The sequence below is a fragment of the Rhizobium sp. GR12 genome (assembly GCF_036596185.1).
Classification (GTDB): domain Bacteria; phylum Pseudomonadota; class Alphaproteobacteria; order Rhizobiales; family Rhizobiaceae; genus Agrobacterium; species Agrobacterium nepotum.
On sequence record NZ_JASXTH010000014.1, the window covers coordinates 104,787 to 120,849 of the forward strand.

Consider the following 16,063-nt stretch of genomic DNA (forward strand, 5'->3'; position numbering starts at 1 on the left):
TGCCCTGCCGGGCATCTCCCCCTCAAGGGGGGAGATCGGCCAGAAGAAAACGCTCGCTCATTTTCAACGTTAGGGATGGCCGAAAGATCGCCGCGTATCGATCTCCCTCCTTGTGGGGGAGATGCCCGGCTGGGCAGAGGGGGGTGAGCCACACGCTTAAACGCTTAAACGCTTAAACGCTTAAACGCTTAAACGCTCAAACCTCATGCCCAAGCCCCACGCACTACCCTCAAACCTTCGCAGCCACCACCGTCGCCTCGATGTGATCGACCAGCGCATCCGGCAGCCCAAGCCGCCCGGCGAGGAGGTCGAGATAACCGCGCTCAGCCCGCGTATCTGCCTCAATCGCAAGACGCGAGGCGGTGTAGATTTCCACCTTCTGCTCTTCCGTACCGGCAGCGGCCACCAGCGCGTCGATATCCAGCGGATCGGCCAGTTCCTTTTCGAGGAAGCGTTCCGCCTCCGTGTCGAGACCGGAAATCTGCACCTTTTCCATGATATTGGCGCGCTCCTTCTCGTCGATATGGCCGTCGGCCTTGGCAGCGGCGATCATCGCCTGAATGAGCTTCAGCGCGAAATCGTTGGAAAGAGCGGGAGATTGCGGGTGAAAGGCCGAATCGGCCGGCGGCGCAAGCAGTTCCGGCTCGGGTTTCGGCGCGACTTCCGGCGCCTGGCCGGATTTGTAATTCTTGTAGGCGAGATAACCGAGACCGGCGATAGCCGCAACGCCGCCGATGGTGGCGACATTACCGGCAAGCTTGCGGCCGGTCTTCGTGCCCAGAATGGCGGCGGCGAGCGCGCCAGCCTTCATGGGATTGTTCCTGGCGATATCGGCGGCCTGCCCGGCTCTGTCACGGACGCTTCCCGAAAGGCCCGGCACCTGTGAGCCGAGGAATTGTTCAAGAAGCTTCTTGGCGTCGAACATCAAATTCTCCTGTAAAAGGTCAAGTCTACAGGGAAGATAGGAAGCCATGGCACGAATATGAATGACAAACCCGCTCACGCCTTCGTGAACGGGTTTGAAGAAACGGGATCAGCCGCGCAGTGCTGCGGCTTCCGCCGCAAGCTTGGTGATGCCGGCCCAGTCAGCCGTCGCCACCAGTTCGCGCGGGGCAACCCACGAGCCGCCAACGCAGACGACGTTCGGCAGGGACAGATAGTCGTTGGCATTCTTCAGCGAGACGCTGCCGGTCGGGCAGAACATGGTGCCGGCAAGCGGCGAGGACAGCGCCTTGAGGTAAGGCGCGCCGCCGGCCTGCTCGGCGGGGAAGAACTTCAGCACCTTGTAGCCCTCGTCGCGCAGCGCCATGACTTCGCTTGCGGTGGCAGCACCCGGAAGCAGCGGCACTTTGGAGCCACGCGCGGCCTCAAGCACGCTTTTGTTGATGCCGGGGCTGACGATGAAGGTGGAACCCGCCTCGGCGGCCGCCTCGAAATCCCTGGCATTGAGAATGGTGCCCGCGCCGACATATGCGCCTTCCACTTCCGCCGCAACCGCGCGGATGGCATCAAGGGCCGCCGGCGTACGCATGGTGATCTCGATCGCTTTCAGACCGCCTGCGACCAGAGCGCGCGCGAGCGGCACGGCGGAAGCGGCATCATCCACGATCAGCACCGGCACGACCGGCTGAAGTTTGAGAATGAAGAGCAGTTTTTCGGAATCCTGGGCCAAGAGAGCCTCCTTGCGCGATTGAAACGATTGAAATCCCGTTTACCGATTAGCCTGCCCCGGCTTTGATGTCGAGGCGTGACAAGGCCATTTTTATCCAGATACTTCAATCAATTCGCTTCTTCATAACCTCCTCTTGCGATAATCTGGCGCACCAGTTTGCGGAGTCAGCATGGCCAAGGAAATTGAACGGAAGTTTCTTGTTGCAGGCGATGAATGGCGTAACGAGGTGACGCATAGCATGGCTTTCCGGCAGGCATATGTCGCCTCCCTGGAAAATCGCTCTGTCAGGGTCAGGATCGTCAACCGGCGTGACGCGACACTGACGATCAAGATCGGCGCAAGCGCGCTTGTCCGCGATGAATATGAATATTCCATCCCCCTGGCAGATGCCGAGGAGCTGATGGCGAGCGCGCCGGGCGTGGTGATCGAGAAGACGCGCCACACCGTCGATCACCGCGGTTTCACCTGGGAAGTAGATGTTTTTGAAGGCATCTATCAAGGGCTTGTCGTGGCCGAGGTGGAGATGGATGACGAGAATGCCGATCCCGATCTGCCATCGTGGCTCGGCAAGGAGGTAACCGGCGACCGCCGCTTTTCCAACCAGGCGCTCGCCATGGACAGTCCGTACGGAGACTTGCCGAATGTCTTTCAGGATAGATCCGAGAAAACCCTTCGACAGTGAAATCCGCCGCGCCGGGCTGGAACTGATCGAGGATACGATAGCAACCCTTCGCGACCGGCCCTCCGGAAGCTATGAGGCGGTGCACGATGCGCGCAAGCGGTTCAAGCGGCTGCGCGCGCTCTACCGCCTCATCGCCAAGGCGGCGCCCGATTTCCGCGACCAAGAAAACACCCGCTTTCGCGATATAGCCCGCTCGCTCGCCTTTGCGCGGGAAGCGACGGCGCTGGTGGAGACGGCAGAATATCTCGAGACTTTCGCGCTCTCCAACACGCAGGGCAAGGCGCTGCGGGCGATCACGAAAATCCTGCGCAAGCGCCGCGACCACGCCATCGAACAGGGGGAGGATCTTGATGACGCCATAACGGCCGCCATTGCCGGCTGCGAAGAAGGGCGCGAGAGGCTGAAGGCGGTGTCGCTTCCCGACGGCCCGAAACGCACAACGAGACTGTTGAAGACGGGTTGGGCCAAGCAGAGGAAGAGGGCGCGCAAGGCGCTGGTCAATTGCCATGACCACGCCGACGCCGAACATTTCCACGAATTGCGCAAGGCCGGGCAGGTCTACTGGATGTATCTCCGCCTTCTGCACCGTCTCTGGCCCTCCGCCATGCGCGCCAAGCGGGCCGACACCAAGCGGCTGGTGGACATCCTCGGCCATGAGCATGACCTTTCGGTCCTCGCCGCCTTCGCCGGGCGGGAGCCGGAACGTTTCGGCAATGGCGAACGGCTGGCCCTGCTTCTCGAGACGATCATGGAGAGGCAGCAGGCACTGCGCGCGGAAAGCCTTGAGCTGGCGAGCAAAGCCTTTTCCGAATCCGCTGGCGCCGAAAGCCGCATCATCGGCATTTTGTGGCGACAGGCGGCGAAATAGGCTGGAAAGCCCCCGGACGCTGCGAATTTGACGATTTTCAAAATACCTCGGACGGCGGATAAATATTGATTTGCGGTCGCCGCCGCTGTATTTCAGCGCCCATGATCGACACCACCATTCTCCCCCGCCCGGAAATAGCGCCCGACGCCACTGGCGATTTCCTGGTGGCCGCGCTTTATCATTTCGCCCGCCTGCCGCGGTTCGAAAGCCTGCGCGAGCCGCTGTTTCAGCTCTGTCAGGAAAACGGCGTCAAGGGCACGCTGCTCCTGGCGGCTGAGGGCATCAACGGCACCATTGCCGGGCCGGATGCGGGGACGCGCGCCGTGCTCGCCTTCCTGCGCGCACAGCCGGAATTCGCCGCGCTGGAGCACAAGGAAAGCCGCGCATCGGCCATGCCTTTCGTGCGCATGAAGGTGAAGCTCAAGAAAGAGATCGTCACCATGGGCGTGCCGGATATCGATCCGAACCGCATCGTCGGCACCTATGTCGAGCCGCGTGACTGGAACGGGCTGATCTCCGATCCCGATACCATCGTCATCGACACGCGCAACGATTATGAGACCGCCATCGGCCTCTTCAAGGGCGCGGTCGATCCGAAGACCAAGACCTTCCGCGAGTTTCCCGACTGGGTGAAAAACAATCCCGGCCTGCATAACAAGCCGAAGATCGCCATGTATTGCACCGGCGGCATCCGCTGCGAGAAGGCCACCGCCTTCATGAAGGAACAGGGCTTCGACGAGGTCTACCACCTCAAGGGCGGCATTCTCAAATATCTGGAGGAAGTGCCGGAAGAAGAGAGCCTGTGGGAGGGCGCCTGTTTCGTGTTCGACGAGCGCGTCTCGGTGGTCCATGGTCTTGCCGAAGGCGACCACCAGCTCTGCCACGCCTGCCGCAATCCCATCACACCCGAGGTGCGGCAATCGCCGCTGTTCGAGGAAGGCGTTTCCTGCCCGAGCTGTTACGAAGACCGGACGGAAGAAGACCGTCAGCGGTTCCGCGACCGGCAGCAGCAGATCGAACTGGCAAAGAAGCGCGGCGGGCGGCATCTGGGGCGGTGATGTCGTTCGGCCAGAGCCATGCAGTCGTCGCATTTCGATTGAGCAGGTGCCGCGTATTTCTTCTCCCCGAGGGGGAGAAGGTCGCGGCAGCGGGATGAGGGGGAAAGGGTGCGGTCAATCACTAACGTTGCCCCCTCATCCGGCCCTTCGGGCCACCTTCTCCCCGGCGGGGAGAAGAAACTGGCCGTAACCGCCGGCAATACACCGTCACCCTTACTCTCCCGCCCGGAGCGCAAACAGCGGCGCCGTCTGCTCCTCCAGCATGGCGGTAATCTCTTCGGCGGCGACCGGTTTTGAGAACAGGTAACCCTGCAACTCGTCGCAGCCGCACAGATGCAGGATGGCCGCCTGCTCTTCCGTCTCGACACCTTCCGCTGTGACGGGAATATCGAGCGATTTCGCCAGCGCCACGGTCGCCTGCAGCATTTCCAGCGACCGCCCGCCCTTTTCGAGCGCCATGACCAGTGACCGGTCGATCTTCATACGGTCGAAACCGAAGCGGCGCAGATATCCCACACTTGCGAAACCGGCGCCGAAATCATCGAGCGCGATATGCAGGCCGAGCTGTTTCAGCTTGTCGATCGCCGCACTTGCCCGCTCCGGATGCTGGATGAAATAACCCTCTGTCATTTCCAGCCGCAGCCTTGCGGTCGGTGTCTGCGTGGCGGCGAGAATATCCGTGATATGACCGGAAAAGGCCGGATTGCGGAACTGAACGGGTGAAATATTCACCGAAAGCTTGATCGATGGCCATTGTCCCGCCGTCTCGCAGGCTTTGCGCAGAACCAGAAGACCGAGCCGGTCGATAAGGCCGCTGGTCTCGGCAGCAGCGATGAAGATATCCGGCGGCACAAAGCCGTATCCCGGCCTTTGCCAGCGGGCAAGCGCCTCCACCCCGGTGATGCAGCGCGTAGCGGCGCTGACGACCGGCTGGTAGACCACCGATATCTCGTCATTCAAAATGGCATATCGCAGATCAGCCTCGAGCTGCAATTTTTCCTCGCGCAGCGCATCCATTTTCAGCTCGTAGGAAACGAAACGCCCGCGTCCGTTTTCCTTGGCCTGATACATGGCCATATCGGCGCGGCGCAGCAATTCCTCGCCGGTGATATCGCCGGAGCGGGAAACGGAGGTACCGATGCTGCAACCGATGCTCGCCACCCGCTCACCGATGCTGAAAGGCTCGGTGAAAAGTTCGAGCAGCGCCTGACAGAGCTTGCGGCCTTCCGACCATACATCATTGCCCTGAATGGCGATGGCGAACTCGTCGCCGCCGAGCCGTGCGAGCACTGCACCTTCCGGCATCAGCACCCTGAGCGCCGCCGCCACGCCCTTGATCAGCCGGTCGCCGGCGGCGTGGCCATAGGAATCGTTGATTTCCTTGAAACCATCGAGATCGAGATAAAGCAGCTTGATATCGGATTTGTCATGCCGGGCCTTGCCGACCATGCGGTCCAGTCTGGAGAACAGGCCGGCACGGTTGCTGAGCCCGCTCAGACGATCGCGCAGCGCGTCTTCCCGTGCCGCCGCCTCGTCGGCCTTCAGCCGGTCGAGCGTGGCCGAGCCGATGATGAGAAGCACCAGAAAAAACGTGCCGGCAATGCCGAGCGCAGTGAAGACGACCGGCCGCGCCTCGTGAAAACTGACGTCACCCGGCAGATGCGAGCGCCAGACAAGCCGCGCCAGCACATTGCCGAGCGGATTGACGATATCCACATGGTTGGGCGCCGGCCCGTCGCCATATTGCAGTTCCAGCCCTTCGACGACATAGTTGCGGGCAAGCTTGTCCACCGTCGCCTGCCTGAGATGGCGGGCGAAAATCAGATAGCGCCGCTCCGCGCCGACCTGTGGCAAGGCGCCGGATTTGAGCCGCACCAGCGCCACGCCTGCGGCAGCGACGCCATCGCGGGTTTCGATGAAGCCCGTAACCTGGGAGCTGACGCCGGGACGCATGGAGCGTACCCGTTCGACCATTTCCCTGAGACCAGCCCCGAAATAGGCGTCGGGCTTCCAGGCGACCGGCTTGCCGTTCTGGTAGGCCATCTGGACCTTGCCGCCCTCATCAAGGACGACGGCGGTATCGAAAAGATCGCTGTTGACCGTCATGTCGCCATAATTGCTGGCCACCCAGTCGAACCTGTCGGGGGCGTAGACATAGTCGGCGGCATCGTCCCAGGCAGCGTAGTCGTTCAGCGTCGCGCCCAGCTGTTCGCGGAACGTGACAAGGGCGCCGGCCGTCGTCTCGCGCGAGCGGGCATTGTCGAGAGAATTCGCCTTTTCCCTGACCTGGCTGAGGGCGGACAAAACCAGCGCGGTGACGATGAGAAGCACCAGCGCGAAGGTGGACAATACGACGCCGACGGCGGTTCTGCGCCCGACCGGCAAATATTCCCCAATATTTCGCGGCGCAATCCGCATAAAATCCCCTTCGAAAGCACTATCTTGCAAAGGAAACATTCAAAAGCCGTTAAGTCCGGCTGTGATGCGCACCCAAAAAAGAACGGGTATAAAACGACAGTCGGAACAAAACTGCGAAAAATCCTTCCATGAAATGACGGGGGTTTTTCATGCGGCGCCGATTTACGGCTGCCCCCGTAAACAAAAAACCTCCCCCGCGAACGGGAGAGGCTGCAATTTTTGTCGTGACTGGCTGGATTACCGGGACGGCCAGATTACCAGGACGGAATGACCGTGCCGTTGAACTTCTCCAGAATGAAGGCCTTCACTTCCGGGCTCTGGTAGGATTCAACCAGCGTCTTTACCCAGGGCTTGTCCTTGTCCTGCGCACGAACGGCGATGACGTTGGCGTAAGGAGACTTTTCGCTTTCGATGGCGATGGCGTCCTTCTTGGGGTTCAGACCCGCTGCCGTGGCATAGTTGGTGTTGATGACCGAAGCGTCGGTGTCATCCAGCGAGCGCGGCAGCTGGGCAGCGTCAAGCTCGACGATCTGGATGTTCTTCGGGTTTTCGGTGATGTCGGCAGGCGTCACCTTCAGACCGGCTTCTTCCTTTACCTTGAGCACACCCTTGGAAGCGAGAACGAGAAGCGCACGGCCGCCATTGGTCGGGTCGTTCGGAATGCCGACCGTCGCGCCGTCCTTCAGTTCGTCGAGGCTCTTCACCTTTTTCGAATAGACACCCATCGGGGTGGTGATGGTGGTGCCGACGCTGACGAGATCGAACTTGCGGTCAGCGATCTGGTTGTCGAGGTAAGGCTGATGCTGGAACGAGTTGGCCTGAAGTTCACCGTCTGCCAGCGCCTGGTTCGGCACGACGTAATCGGAGAATTCGATGATATCGATGTCCAGTCCCTTGGCGGCCGCGATCTTCTTGACCTGTTCCATGATCTGCGCGTGCTCAGCGGGCGTTACGCCGACCTTAATGGTTTCGGCAAGCGCCTGACCTGCGGTCAAGAGAGCGGCGAGCGATGCCGCGAGGATGATTTTTTTCATGGGTCTCTCCTTGGGTTTGTTGTTCTTGGGATTGTTGCTCTGTAACGGCGTTATCAGTTCTTGCGGGTCCGCTTGTCGAAGCCGCGGGCCAGTCTGTCGCCGGCGCTCTGCACCAGTTGCACCAGCACGATGAGCACCAGAACCACGACCAGCATCACGTCAGGCATGAAGCGCTGGTAACCGTAGCGGATGCCGAGATCGCCCAGCCCGCCGCCGCCGACAGCGCCGACCATGGCCGAATAACCGATGAGGCTGACGAGCGTCAGGGTCAGCGCAAGCGTGATGCCGGACTTCGCCTCCGCAAGCAGAACCTTGGTGACGATCTGCAGCGGTGTGGCGCCCATGGCGCGGGCGGCCTCGATCAGCCCCTTGTCGACCTCGCGGACCGCCGCTTCCACCAGCCGAGCGATGAAGGGCACGGTGGCGACCGTCAGCGGCACGATGGCCGCGCTGGTGCCAATGGAGGTGCCGGCCACCAGCCGCGTGAAGGGAATGATCGCCACCACCAGAATGATGAAGGGTGTGGAGCGCGCCGCATTGACGACGAGGCCGAGGATGCGGTTCGTTATCGGCGCGGGAAACAGTTCGCCCTTGCCGCTGGTGGCGAGGAAAACGCCCATGGGCACACCGATGATCGAGCCGACGATGCCGGCGACGGCGACCATGTGCAGCGTTTGCAGAAGGCCCTTCGACAGAAGGTTGAAAAGCATATCAGGCGACATAACCGAGCACCTCCGTGTGAAGACCGGTTTCGGTATAAAAGCGGCCGGCGCGAGCGGTTATCTCCGGCGACGCCGGATAGGAGACCACCAGCGAGCCGAAGGGTTCGCCGGAGATTTCCTCGATGGTGCCAGCAAGGATGTTCACATCAGGGCCGATTTCGGCCACAAGCCGGGCGGTCAGCGGCTGGAAGGCCGTCTCGCCGAAGAACACCAGCCGCACGAGAACGCGGTCGCCGTCCACGGCTTCAGGCTTCAGGCCTGATGTAACCCAGTGCGGCAGCTTCACGCCGACCGAGGACGACAGCAGGCTGCGGGTCGTCTCGTGTTTCGGCGAGGTGAAAATATCGAAGGTGCGCCCCTCCTCGACGATCAGGCCCCTGTCGATGACGGCGACCTGGGAGGCAATGGTCTTCACCACCTCCATCTCGTGGGTGATGAGCAGCACGGTCAGCCCGAGTTCGGCATTGATGCGCTTCAGAAGCTCGAGGATGGACTGGGTCGTCTCCGGATCGAGTGCCGAGGTCGCCTCGTCGGACAGGAGCAGCTTGGGTTGCGTGGCAAGTGCGCGGGCAATGCCGACACGCTGCTTCTGCCCACCCGACAGTTCCGCCGGATAACGCTTCGTCTTGTCGGAAAGGCCGACCAGTTCGAGCAACGGCGTCACCCTCGCCTCGATCTCTTTTTTACCGAGACCGGCGATTTCAAGCGGCAACGCCACATTGTCGAAAGCGGTGCGCGACGACAGGAGATTGAAATGCTGGAAGATCATGCCGATGGAACGGCGAAGGGTCCTGAGACTCTTCTCATCAAGGGCAGCGACATCGACGCCATCGACGACCACACGGCCGGAAGATGGTTTTTCAAGGCCGTTGGCGAGGCGGATAAGCGTGGATTTGCCCGCACCAGAGCGGCCGATGATGCCGGTGATGGAGCCCTTCGGCACGACATAATCGATGCCGGCAAGGGCTGCGAAACCCGGCTTGCCATCGGCACCGCCAAAGGTCTTTGTCACACCTTCGAACGTGACCATCGGATCATTGGCCGACCGCTCGGGGGGCGTCCGTTCTGGGACCATCTGTGGCCGGGTCGCGGGCGATGCCGCGTTGGATTGAAAACTCATTGAAAACTCTGGGAAAACGTGACGGATCGGGTCTCAAAAAATCCTGTTGCGGTGCTGAACCGCTCTCTTCATGCAGCCTTCTGGCACATTCGATGACAGCTGATTTTCCGGGTCATTTCGTCAGGCTTTCACTCAGAAATGCCGGGGATCGGCAATTCGATGGCGCATACTTGCCCGCAGGCGCCATCTTTTAACAGGGATGATTTTTCAATTATATGAAATCAGAGAAAAAATCTACCGCAAAGCCGTCGGGGCGGCCCTGCGGCAGTCAAGTTTTCGCAACCGTGTGAAAATCAGACGCGGCTGACGAATTCTTCAAGCGGGCGGCGGACCTTCTTCAGGTTCACCAGCCAGTCGCCTTCCGGCTCGCGGTATCCGAGCGGCAGGAGGGTGACAGAACGCAGGCCCTTTTCGCGAAGACCAAGGATTTCGTCCAGCTTGGCCGGATCGAAACCTTCCATCGGGGTGGAATCCACACCTTCGAAAGCCGCCTGCGCCACCGCCATGCCGAAGCCGATATAGGCCTGACGGGCGGCGTGTTCGAAATTCACTTCCGCATCACGCTGCGGATAGGAGGACAGGAGCTTCTGGCGATAGGCTTCCCAGCCCTCGTTCGAGGAGCCGCGCTCTTCATTGACCAGATCGAACATATGGTTGATCCGCTCCTGCGTGTAATTATCCCACGCCGCAAACACCAGAAGATGCGAACCTTCGGTGACCTGCGCCTGGTTCCACGCGATCTCGCGGATTTTCGCCCGCACTTCCGGATCGGTAACCACGATCACCTCGAATGGCTGCAGACCGCTGGAGGTGGGCGCAAGCCGCGCTGCCTCAACGATGCGCTCGACCTTGTCTTCCGACACTTTCTTGGAGGGGTTCATTTTCTTGGTGGCGTAACGCCAGTTGAGTTTTTCGATAAGCATGTTCGTTTTCCCTGGGAGGACCAGCCCGCACCGCCGGACGAGGCGGCAGCAGGCGCTACGCCTTCGTAGCCTGTCTGACATAGGAGACGGGATGGCGGGCGCAAGCAGGCACCGCAGGGTAACTGGCAAAAAAGTCAGGAAAACTGATAATAATGCTTCCGAACCTTTCTTCGTCCGCAGCGACGTCCGTGCCTTTGGCAGGACACAACACGTGAATTTCACACGACCGGCAGCCTCCCCGCCCTCATTCCTGTGCTTGTCACAGGAATCCAGCCGACGCGCGTCTGCGCGGCGGTGAGACTCCAGTCAGCCCAAGGACTTGGGCTGGCTGGATCCCTGTGACAAGCACAGGGATGAGGAAGGAGAGCGCATTACAGGGAGGCTGAGGCTCTACAGCGATCTCACCGCCGATTTCGCTCGTTTACGGTTTTGGGGACCCGTGATTGCCCTTGGGAAAGCCCGACGCCAGCGCGCTGTACCATTTGCCGCTATTCTTCAACGTACGAACCTGCGTTTCATAGTCCACATGCACGAGGCCGAAGCGCATGCGATAACCCTCGGCCCACTCGAAATTATCCATCAGGCTCCAGGCGAAATAACCGCGCATCGGGTATCCGTCCTTCACAAGATCGGCGACGATGCCGAGATGTTCGGCGTAATAGTCGAGACGCGGCTGGTCATCCACCACGCCGTTTTCGACATCCATATTGTAGCAGGCGCCGTTTTCGGTGATGTAGCAATCCGGCAATTCGTAGCGCTTGTAGAGGTCCTCCACCAGCGACTGCAGCGCCGGGGCATAAACTTCCCAGCCGATATCCGTCTTCACATCGCTGACGGCCGGAGCCGCTACGGTCGCCGGGAATTCCGCGCCCGGCGTCGGATCGTCTGCCACACGCATCGGCGTGTAATAATTCAGGCCCCACCAGTCGAGCTTCTGGCTGATGATGGCAAGGTCTTCCGCCTCGACGATCGGCATGCGTGAACCCAGCGCTTCCATCATTTCGGCCGGATATTCGCCCTTGAAGACCGGATCGAAAAACGCACCGTTATGGAACTGGAAGGCCCGCTCGGCGGCCTTGAGATCGGCCTCGCTGTCCGAGGCCGGAATGACGGAATGGGCGTTCAACACCAGCCCGACCGGTACTTTCGGCGCAACATGGCGGGACGCCTCGACGCCGAAACCATGGGCAAGGTTGATGTGGTGCATGGCCGCAAGGGCTGCTTCCATGTTGCGTTCGCCCGGCGCGTGAATGCCGTAGAGATGGCTGAGCCAGACCGCGCACCAGGGTTCATTGAAGGTCGCCACCGCGTCCAGCCGGTCGCCCAGCCGCGCCATAACGGTCTTGGCGTAACGCTGGAAGGCATGCGCGGTGGAGCGCGATGCCCAGCCGCCGTCACCCATCAGCGTCAGCGGCAAGTCCCAATGGTAAAGCGTCGCATAGGTCTTGATGCCGCGCGCCTTGCAGCCATCGACGAGGCGGTCGTAAAAATCCAGCCCCTTTTCGTTGATCGGCCCAAACCCCTCCGGGATGATACGTGGCCAGGCGATCGAGAAACGATAGGCCTCGACACCCATTTCCTTGATGAGATCGAGATCGTCCTCCCAGCGATTATAATGATCGCAGGCGATATCGCCATTGTGACGCCCGAAGACATGGCCCGGCATGTTGCAGAAGGCATCCCAGATGGACGGCTTGCGTCCATCAACCTTGGTGGCACCCTCGATCTGAAAGGAGGCGGTCGCGACGCCGAACAGGAAATCGCCGGGGAACCGGGCTGCAAGCGCTTTGTGATCGGTCATCGGATGGGCCCTTTCGTCATCTATCGAACGTCAGAAGATGCACAGCGGTTTAGACCAAGTCGGCAATCAGGTACAGCTGCGGCGTGCAAAATCTGCAACGTTTCAGCAACGCGGTTAAGATATCCAAAGCGCTTTAGGCACGCGAAAGTCGCCGCAGCGGTTTCGCGGCGGCGGGTGAAACGACAGCCTGGCAGATGCGGATGGGAGTGGAGTGTGGTGGAAAGTCCTGCATTTGCCGGGCTGCATTTTTCAGACCGGAATGCCGGTCCCATCGGTGACAGCCTTTTCACGGCACCTACCGGATCGGCCCCTCCCGCTGCTGGCATTGCGGGACGCCTTTCCGAAACATGATCTGCCAGAACCATGCTTGTCGATGCCGGCAACTGGTCCGCGAAAAGCGTCGCGCGTATCGCCCTTCCGTTCCGGTTGCAGGACAGATGATGCAGCGGAATGGGTGGGCGGGGATATGCGGGCAGATGTTTCCGGGTAAGTAACTGGAAATGAAGGAGGGGCGACGCGGAATTGTCCTCGCCTTTGGGAGCAAATGGAGAGCAGGCCCACCTCATCCGGCCCTGCGGGCCACCTTCTCGCCGGCGGGGAGAAGAAATTTGCCGTGCCGCAGTATTCTTCCGCAGATATTGCTTTGAGCAGAGAGCGCCCCGCTTGTTCTTCTCCCCGCCGGGGAGAAGTGCCGGAGCGGAGCGAGGCGATGAGGGGGCAACGGCGCCGTTACCCCCCGCGATCACCTCAAACGTAACGATTGACCACGTTTTCCAGATATTCCTGACGGCCGGACTTCGGCTCCGGATTGATATCTTCGCGCTCGACCAGTGCTGTGATTTCGTCGAGCTTCAGCTCGCCACGCAGCATCTTCTGGGCCTCGGGGGAATCCCACTTGGCGTAGCGCTCCTTGAGCGGCTTCGACAGCGCGCCGTCGTCGATCATCTTCGCCGCCGCCTTCAGGCCACGGGCGCAGCAATCCATGCCGCCGATATGACCGATCAGCAGATCCTGCGGATCGAGCGACTGGCGACGCAGCTTGGAGTCGAAATTGGTGCCGCCATTGGTGAAACCGCCACCGGCGAGAACGTGATAATAAGCAAGCGCCATTTCCGGCACGTTGTTGGGGAACTGGTCGGTATCCCAGCCGGACTGGTAATCATTGCGGTTCATGTCGATGGAGCCGAAAATGCCGAAGGCATTGGCCATGGCCAGCTCATGCTCGAAGGAGTGACCGGCGAGAATGGCGTGGCCCTGCTCGATGTTGACCTTCACTTCCTTTTCCAGCCCGTTCTTCTGCAGGAAGGCGTAAACGGTCGCGACATCGTAGTCGTACTGGTGCTTGGTCGGCTCCTGCGGCTTCGGCTCGATCAGGATCGTGCCTTCAAAGCCGATCTTGTACTTGTATTCCACCACCAGGTTGAGGAAGCGGCCAAGCTGATCCAGCTCGCGCGAAAGATCGGTGTTGAGCAGCGTTTCGTAACCTTCACGACCGCCCCACAGCACGTAGTTCGCGCCGCCCAGCTTCTTGGTGGCGTCCATGCAGGTTTTGACCGTGGCGGCGGAGAACGCGAAGACATCCGGGTCCGGGTTGGTCGCAGCACCCGACATGAAGCGGCGGTTGGAGAACAGGTTTGCCGTTCCCCACAGGAGCTTCACGCCGGTCTCATCCTGCTTCTGCGCAAAATAATCGACGATCTCGTTGAGGTTCTTGGTGTTCTCGGCGAAATTCCGGCCTTCCGGGCGCACATCCGCGTCATGGAAGCAATAGAATGGCGAGCCGAGCAGCGAGAAGAATTCGAAAGCCACATCGGCTTTCAGCTTGGCGGCCTGCATGGTGTCTTCAAACCACGGACGCTGGAACGTCTGCCCGCCGAAGGGATCGCCGCCCGGCCAGGTGAAGGTATGCCAGTAAGCCACGGCAAAGCGGAGGTGTTCCTCCATGCGCTTTCCGGCAACGATCTCGTCGGGGTTATAATGGCGGAAGGCGAGCGGGTTGGTGCTATCAGGGCCTTCATATTTGATTTTGGCGATATCGCCGAAAAAACCTGTACTCATGGGTGGTCCTCCTTGGTGGGTTGGATTGTGTTGTTAATGCTGGAGGGCGTGGCTCACCCCCCTCTGTCCTGCCGGACATCTCCCCCTCAAGGGGGGAGATCGAATTGTTGCGCCGTCACGGCCACCTCTATCGTCGCAATTGAAGCGCCGAAATTATCGCCTTGCCGATCTCCCCCCTTGAGGGGGAGATGCCCGGCAGGGCAGAGGGGGGTAAGCGGCGAACGCAAATTCTCAATGCGAAAGCCCCCTGATCGCCGGATACAGCGCATGATACCGCCCATAAGCCTCCTCATAGACACCCGCCAGCGCCACCACCGGCTCAATCGTCCGCGCCGTCTCCGGCTGCGTGCAGACCGAGATCGGATCGGCACCGGTCGCAGCGATGAGGCCGAGGCGGGCGGCGCCGAAGGCAGCGCCGAAATCGCCCTCCGCTGGAATATCCACCGGCACGCCGAGCGAGGTCGCAATCGAGGCCAGCCAATAGGCCGAGCGCGAGCCGCCGCCAATGGCGGTGACGCGGGAAATGGCGGTACCGGCCGATTTCAGCGCTTCGAGATTGTCACGAATGGCGAAAGTCACGCCTTCCAGCACGGCCTGCGTCAGCGCCTTGCGGTCGCTTTCATGCGAAAGGCCGATGAAGGAGCCACGAATGGCAGCATCATTATGCGGGGTGCGCTCGCCCGAAAGATAGGGTGCGAAAGTCACGCCGCTCGGCGCCAGCAGTTCGTCGCCCAGTTCGCCCGTCAGTTCGGCGGCGGACTTGCCGGTCAGGCGGGAATACCAGTTGAGCGCATCGGTGGCGGAGAGGATCACGCCCATCTGGTGCCATGTGTTGGGAAGCGCGTGGCAGAAGGCGTGCACGGCGCTTTCCGGCTTCGGCAGATAGGAAGCGTTGGCGGCAAACAGCACGCCTGACGTGCCAAGCGACACGAAGGCGTGGCCTTCCTTCACCGTGCCCATGCCGCAGGCGGAAGCGGCATTGTCACCCGCGCCGCCGGCCACCACCGCCCTGCCCGCAATGCCCCATTCGGAGGCGAGTTCGGAACGCAGCACACCTGCCTCGTCGGTGCCCTCGACCAGCGACGGCATGTGTTTTTCATCAAGCCCGGTCGCGGCCAGAAGCTCGGCCGACCATTTGCGCGCACCGGTATCCAGCCAGGAGGTGCCGGCGGAATCCGACATTTCCGAGATATATTCGCCGGTCAGCCACAGCCGCAGATAATCCTTCGGCAAAAGCACCTTGGCAACCTTGGCGAATATATCAGGTTCGTTCTTGGCCACCCAGGCGAGTTTCGGCGCGGTGAAGCCGGGGAACACGATGTTGCCGGTAAGCTTGCGGAAACGGGGATCGGCATCCAGCGCCGCGGCTTCCGCATAAGAGCGCGTATCGTTCCACAGAATGCACGGGCGCAGCACCTTGCCGGAGGCGTCGATCAGCGTCGCACCATGCATCTGGCCGGAAAGGCCGATGCCCTTCACGGCGGCCAGCTCCTTGGGAAACTTCTGCTTCAGCCCGGCGATCGCGGTTTGCGTGGCGGCAATCCAATCGGCCGGGTCCTGCTCCGACCAGCCGTGATGCGGGCGCGAGACGTCCAGCGAGCCGTTGGCGGAGCCGACGATCTTCTGGTCGCCGTCCATCAGCAGGGCTTTGACGCCGGATGTTCCAAGATCGAGACCGAGATACATGTAATTCTCCATTCCGGCGCT

At 60.9% G+C, this 16,063-nt stretch carries 13 protein-coding genes; 3 read left to right on the top strand and 10 right to left on the bottom strand.

Going from position 1 to position 16,063, the window contains the following annotated elements; genetic code table 11:
* Positions 1 to 229: 229 nt before the first annotated feature.
* Entirely contained in the window at positions 230 to 925 is a 696-nt protein-coding gene (locus QSK43_RS22145; protein WP_045021699.1) for a tellurite resistance TerB family protein, read from the bottom strand.
* Between the two features lie 108 nt (positions 926 to 1,033).
* Positions 1,034 to 1,672, bottom strand: coding sequence for a 2-dehydro-3-deoxy-phosphogluconate aldolase (locus tag QSK43_RS22150; RefSeq protein ID WP_332305300.1), 639 nt, complete (start codon positions 1,670 to 1,672; stop codon positions 1,034 to 1,036).
* Positions 1,673 to 1,841: 169 nt separating this feature from the next.
* Between QSK43_RS22150 and QSK43_RS22155 the strand changes: the two genes are divergently transcribed.
* The 3 genes from QSK43_RS22155 to trhO all read left to right on the top strand — a co-directional run bounded on the left by QSK43_RS22155 (position 1,842) and on the right by trhO (position 4,280).
* Positions 1,842 to 2,354 carry a CYTH domain-containing protein gene (locus QSK43_RS22155; RefSeq protein ID WP_045021804.1) on the top strand — a complete coding sequence of 171 codons (513 nt, stop codon included), beginning with the start codon at positions 1,842 to 1,844 and terminating at the stop codon, positions 2,352 to 2,354.
* Complete coding sequence (locus QSK43_RS22160) at positions 2,314 to 3,222, top strand: CHAD domain-containing protein (RefSeq protein WP_332305301.1); 909 nt, start codon at positions 2,314 to 2,316, stop codon at positions 3,220 to 3,222. Before QSK43_RS22155 ends, QSK43_RS22160 begins: the two co-directional genes overlap by 41 nt.
* Positions 3,223 to 3,323: 101 nt before the next feature.
* Positions 3,324 to 4,280, top strand: a complete 957-nt coding sequence (trhO, locus tag QSK43_RS22165; protein WP_332305302.1) for an oxygen-dependent tRNA uridine(34) hydroxylase TrhO — start codon at positions 3,324 to 3,326, stop codon at positions 4,278 to 4,280.
* Between the two features lie 213 nt (positions 4,281 to 4,493).
* On the opposite strand, the gene QSK43_RS22170 is transcribed toward trhO, so the two are convergent.
* The 8 genes from QSK43_RS22170 to xylB all read right to left on the bottom strand — a co-directional run bounded on the left by QSK43_RS22170 (position 4,494) and on the right by xylB (position 16,042).
* The gene (locus QSK43_RS22170; protein ID WP_332305303.1) at positions 4,494 to 6,737 is read right to left on the bottom strand and encodes a putative bifunctional diguanylate cyclase/phosphodiesterase; all 2,244 of its coding nucleotides are present in this window, start codon (positions 6,735 to 6,737) and stop codon (positions 4,494 to 4,496) included.
* 215 nt (positions 6,738 to 6,952) lie between these two features.
* The gene (locus tag QSK43_RS22175; protein WP_332305304.1) at positions 6,953 to 7,732 is read right to left on the bottom strand and encodes a MetQ/NlpA family ABC transporter substrate-binding protein; all 780 of its coding nucleotides are present in this window, start codon (positions 7,730 to 7,732) and stop codon (positions 6,953 to 6,955) included.
* Between the two features lie 53 nt (positions 7,733 to 7,785).
* Positions 7,786 to 8,454, bottom strand: a complete 669-nt coding sequence (locus QSK43_RS22180) for a methionine ABC transporter permease (protein WP_332305305.1) — start codon at positions 8,452 to 8,454, stop codon at positions 7,786 to 7,788.
* Entirely contained in the window at positions 8,444 to 9,529 is a 1,086-nt protein-coding gene (locus tag QSK43_RS22185) for a methionine ABC transporter ATP-binding protein (RefSeq protein WP_442967879.1), read from the bottom strand. The genes QSK43_RS22180 and QSK43_RS22185 overlap by 11 nt, the downstream gene beginning before the upstream one ends.
* A gap of 338 nt (positions 9,530 to 9,867) precedes the next feature.
* Positions 9,868 to 10,497 carry an NAD(P)H-dependent oxidoreductase gene (locus tag QSK43_RS22190; RefSeq protein WP_332305306.1) on the bottom strand — a complete coding sequence of 210 codons (630 nt, stop codon included), beginning with the start codon at positions 10,495 to 10,497 and terminating at the stop codon, positions 9,868 to 9,870.
* Positions 10,498 to 10,918: 421 nt separating this feature from the next.
* Positions 10,919 to 12,298 carry a GH1 family beta-glucosidase gene (locus QSK43_RS22195; RefSeq protein ID WP_332305307.1) on the bottom strand — a complete coding sequence of 460 codons (1,380 nt, stop codon included), beginning with the start codon at positions 12,296 to 12,298 and terminating at the stop codon, positions 10,919 to 10,921.
* 747 nt (positions 12,299 to 13,045) lie between these two features.
* Positions 13,046 to 14,356, bottom strand: a complete 1,311-nt coding sequence (gene xylA / locus QSK43_RS22200; RefSeq protein ID WP_332305308.1) for a xylose isomerase — start codon at positions 14,354 to 14,356, stop codon at positions 13,046 to 13,048.
* 231 nt (positions 14,357 to 14,587) lie between these two features.
* A complete protein-coding gene (xylB, locus tag QSK43_RS22205; RefSeq protein ID WP_332305332.1) occupies positions 14,588 to 16,042 on the bottom strand; it encodes a xylulokinase in 1,455 nt (484 codons plus the stop codon).
* Positions 16,043 to 16,063 lie beyond the last annotated feature (21 nt).

Bases quoted from the DNA above. Each gene is read 5' to 3' on its own strand.
- QSK43_RS22145 (WP_045021699.1), bottom strand. From the start codon at position 925: ATGTTCGACGCCAAGAAGCTTCTTGAACAATTCCTCGGCTCACAGGTG.
- QSK43_RS22185 (WP_442967879.1), bottom strand. From the start codon at position 9,529: ATGGTCCCAGAACGGACGCCCCCCGAGCGGTCGGCCAATGATCCGATG.
- xylB (WP_332305332.1), bottom strand. From the start codon at position 16,042: ATGTATCTCGGTCTCGATCTTGGAACATCCGGCGTCAAAGCCCTGCTG.
- QSK43_RS22180 (WP_332305305.1), bottom strand. From the start codon at position 8,454: ATGTCGCCTGATATGCTTTTCAACCTTCTGTCGAAGGGCCTTCTGCAA.
- QSK43_RS22175 (WP_332305304.1), bottom strand. From the start codon at position 7,732: ATGAAAAAAATCATCCTCGCGGCATCGCTCGCCGCTCTCTTGACCGCA.
- trhO (WP_332305302.1), top strand. From the start codon at position 3,324: ATGATCGACACCACCATTCTCCCCCGCCCGGAAATAGCGCCCGACGCC.
- QSK43_RS22155 (WP_045021804.1), top strand. From the start codon at position 1,842: ATGGCCAAGGAAATTGAACGGAAGTTTCTTGTTGCAGGCGATGAATGG.
- QSK43_RS22160 (WP_332305301.1), top strand. From the start codon at position 2,314: ATGTCTTTCAGGATAGATCCGAGAAAACCCTTCGACAGTGAAATCCGC.
- QSK43_RS22170 (WP_332305303.1), bottom strand. From the start codon at position 6,737: ATGTTTCCTTTGCAAGATAGTGCTTTCGAAGGGGATTTTATGCGGATT.
- xylA (WP_332305308.1), bottom strand. From the start codon at position 14,356: ATGAGTACAGGTTTTTTCGGCGATATCGCCAAAATCAAATATGAAGGC.
- QSK43_RS22195 (WP_332305307.1), bottom strand. From the start codon at position 12,298: ATGACCGATCACAAAGCGCTTGCAGCCCGGTTCCCCGGCGATTTCCTG.
- QSK43_RS22190 (WP_332305306.1), bottom strand. From the start codon at position 10,497: ATGCTTATCGAAAAACTCAACTGGCGTTACGCCACCAAGAAAATGAAC.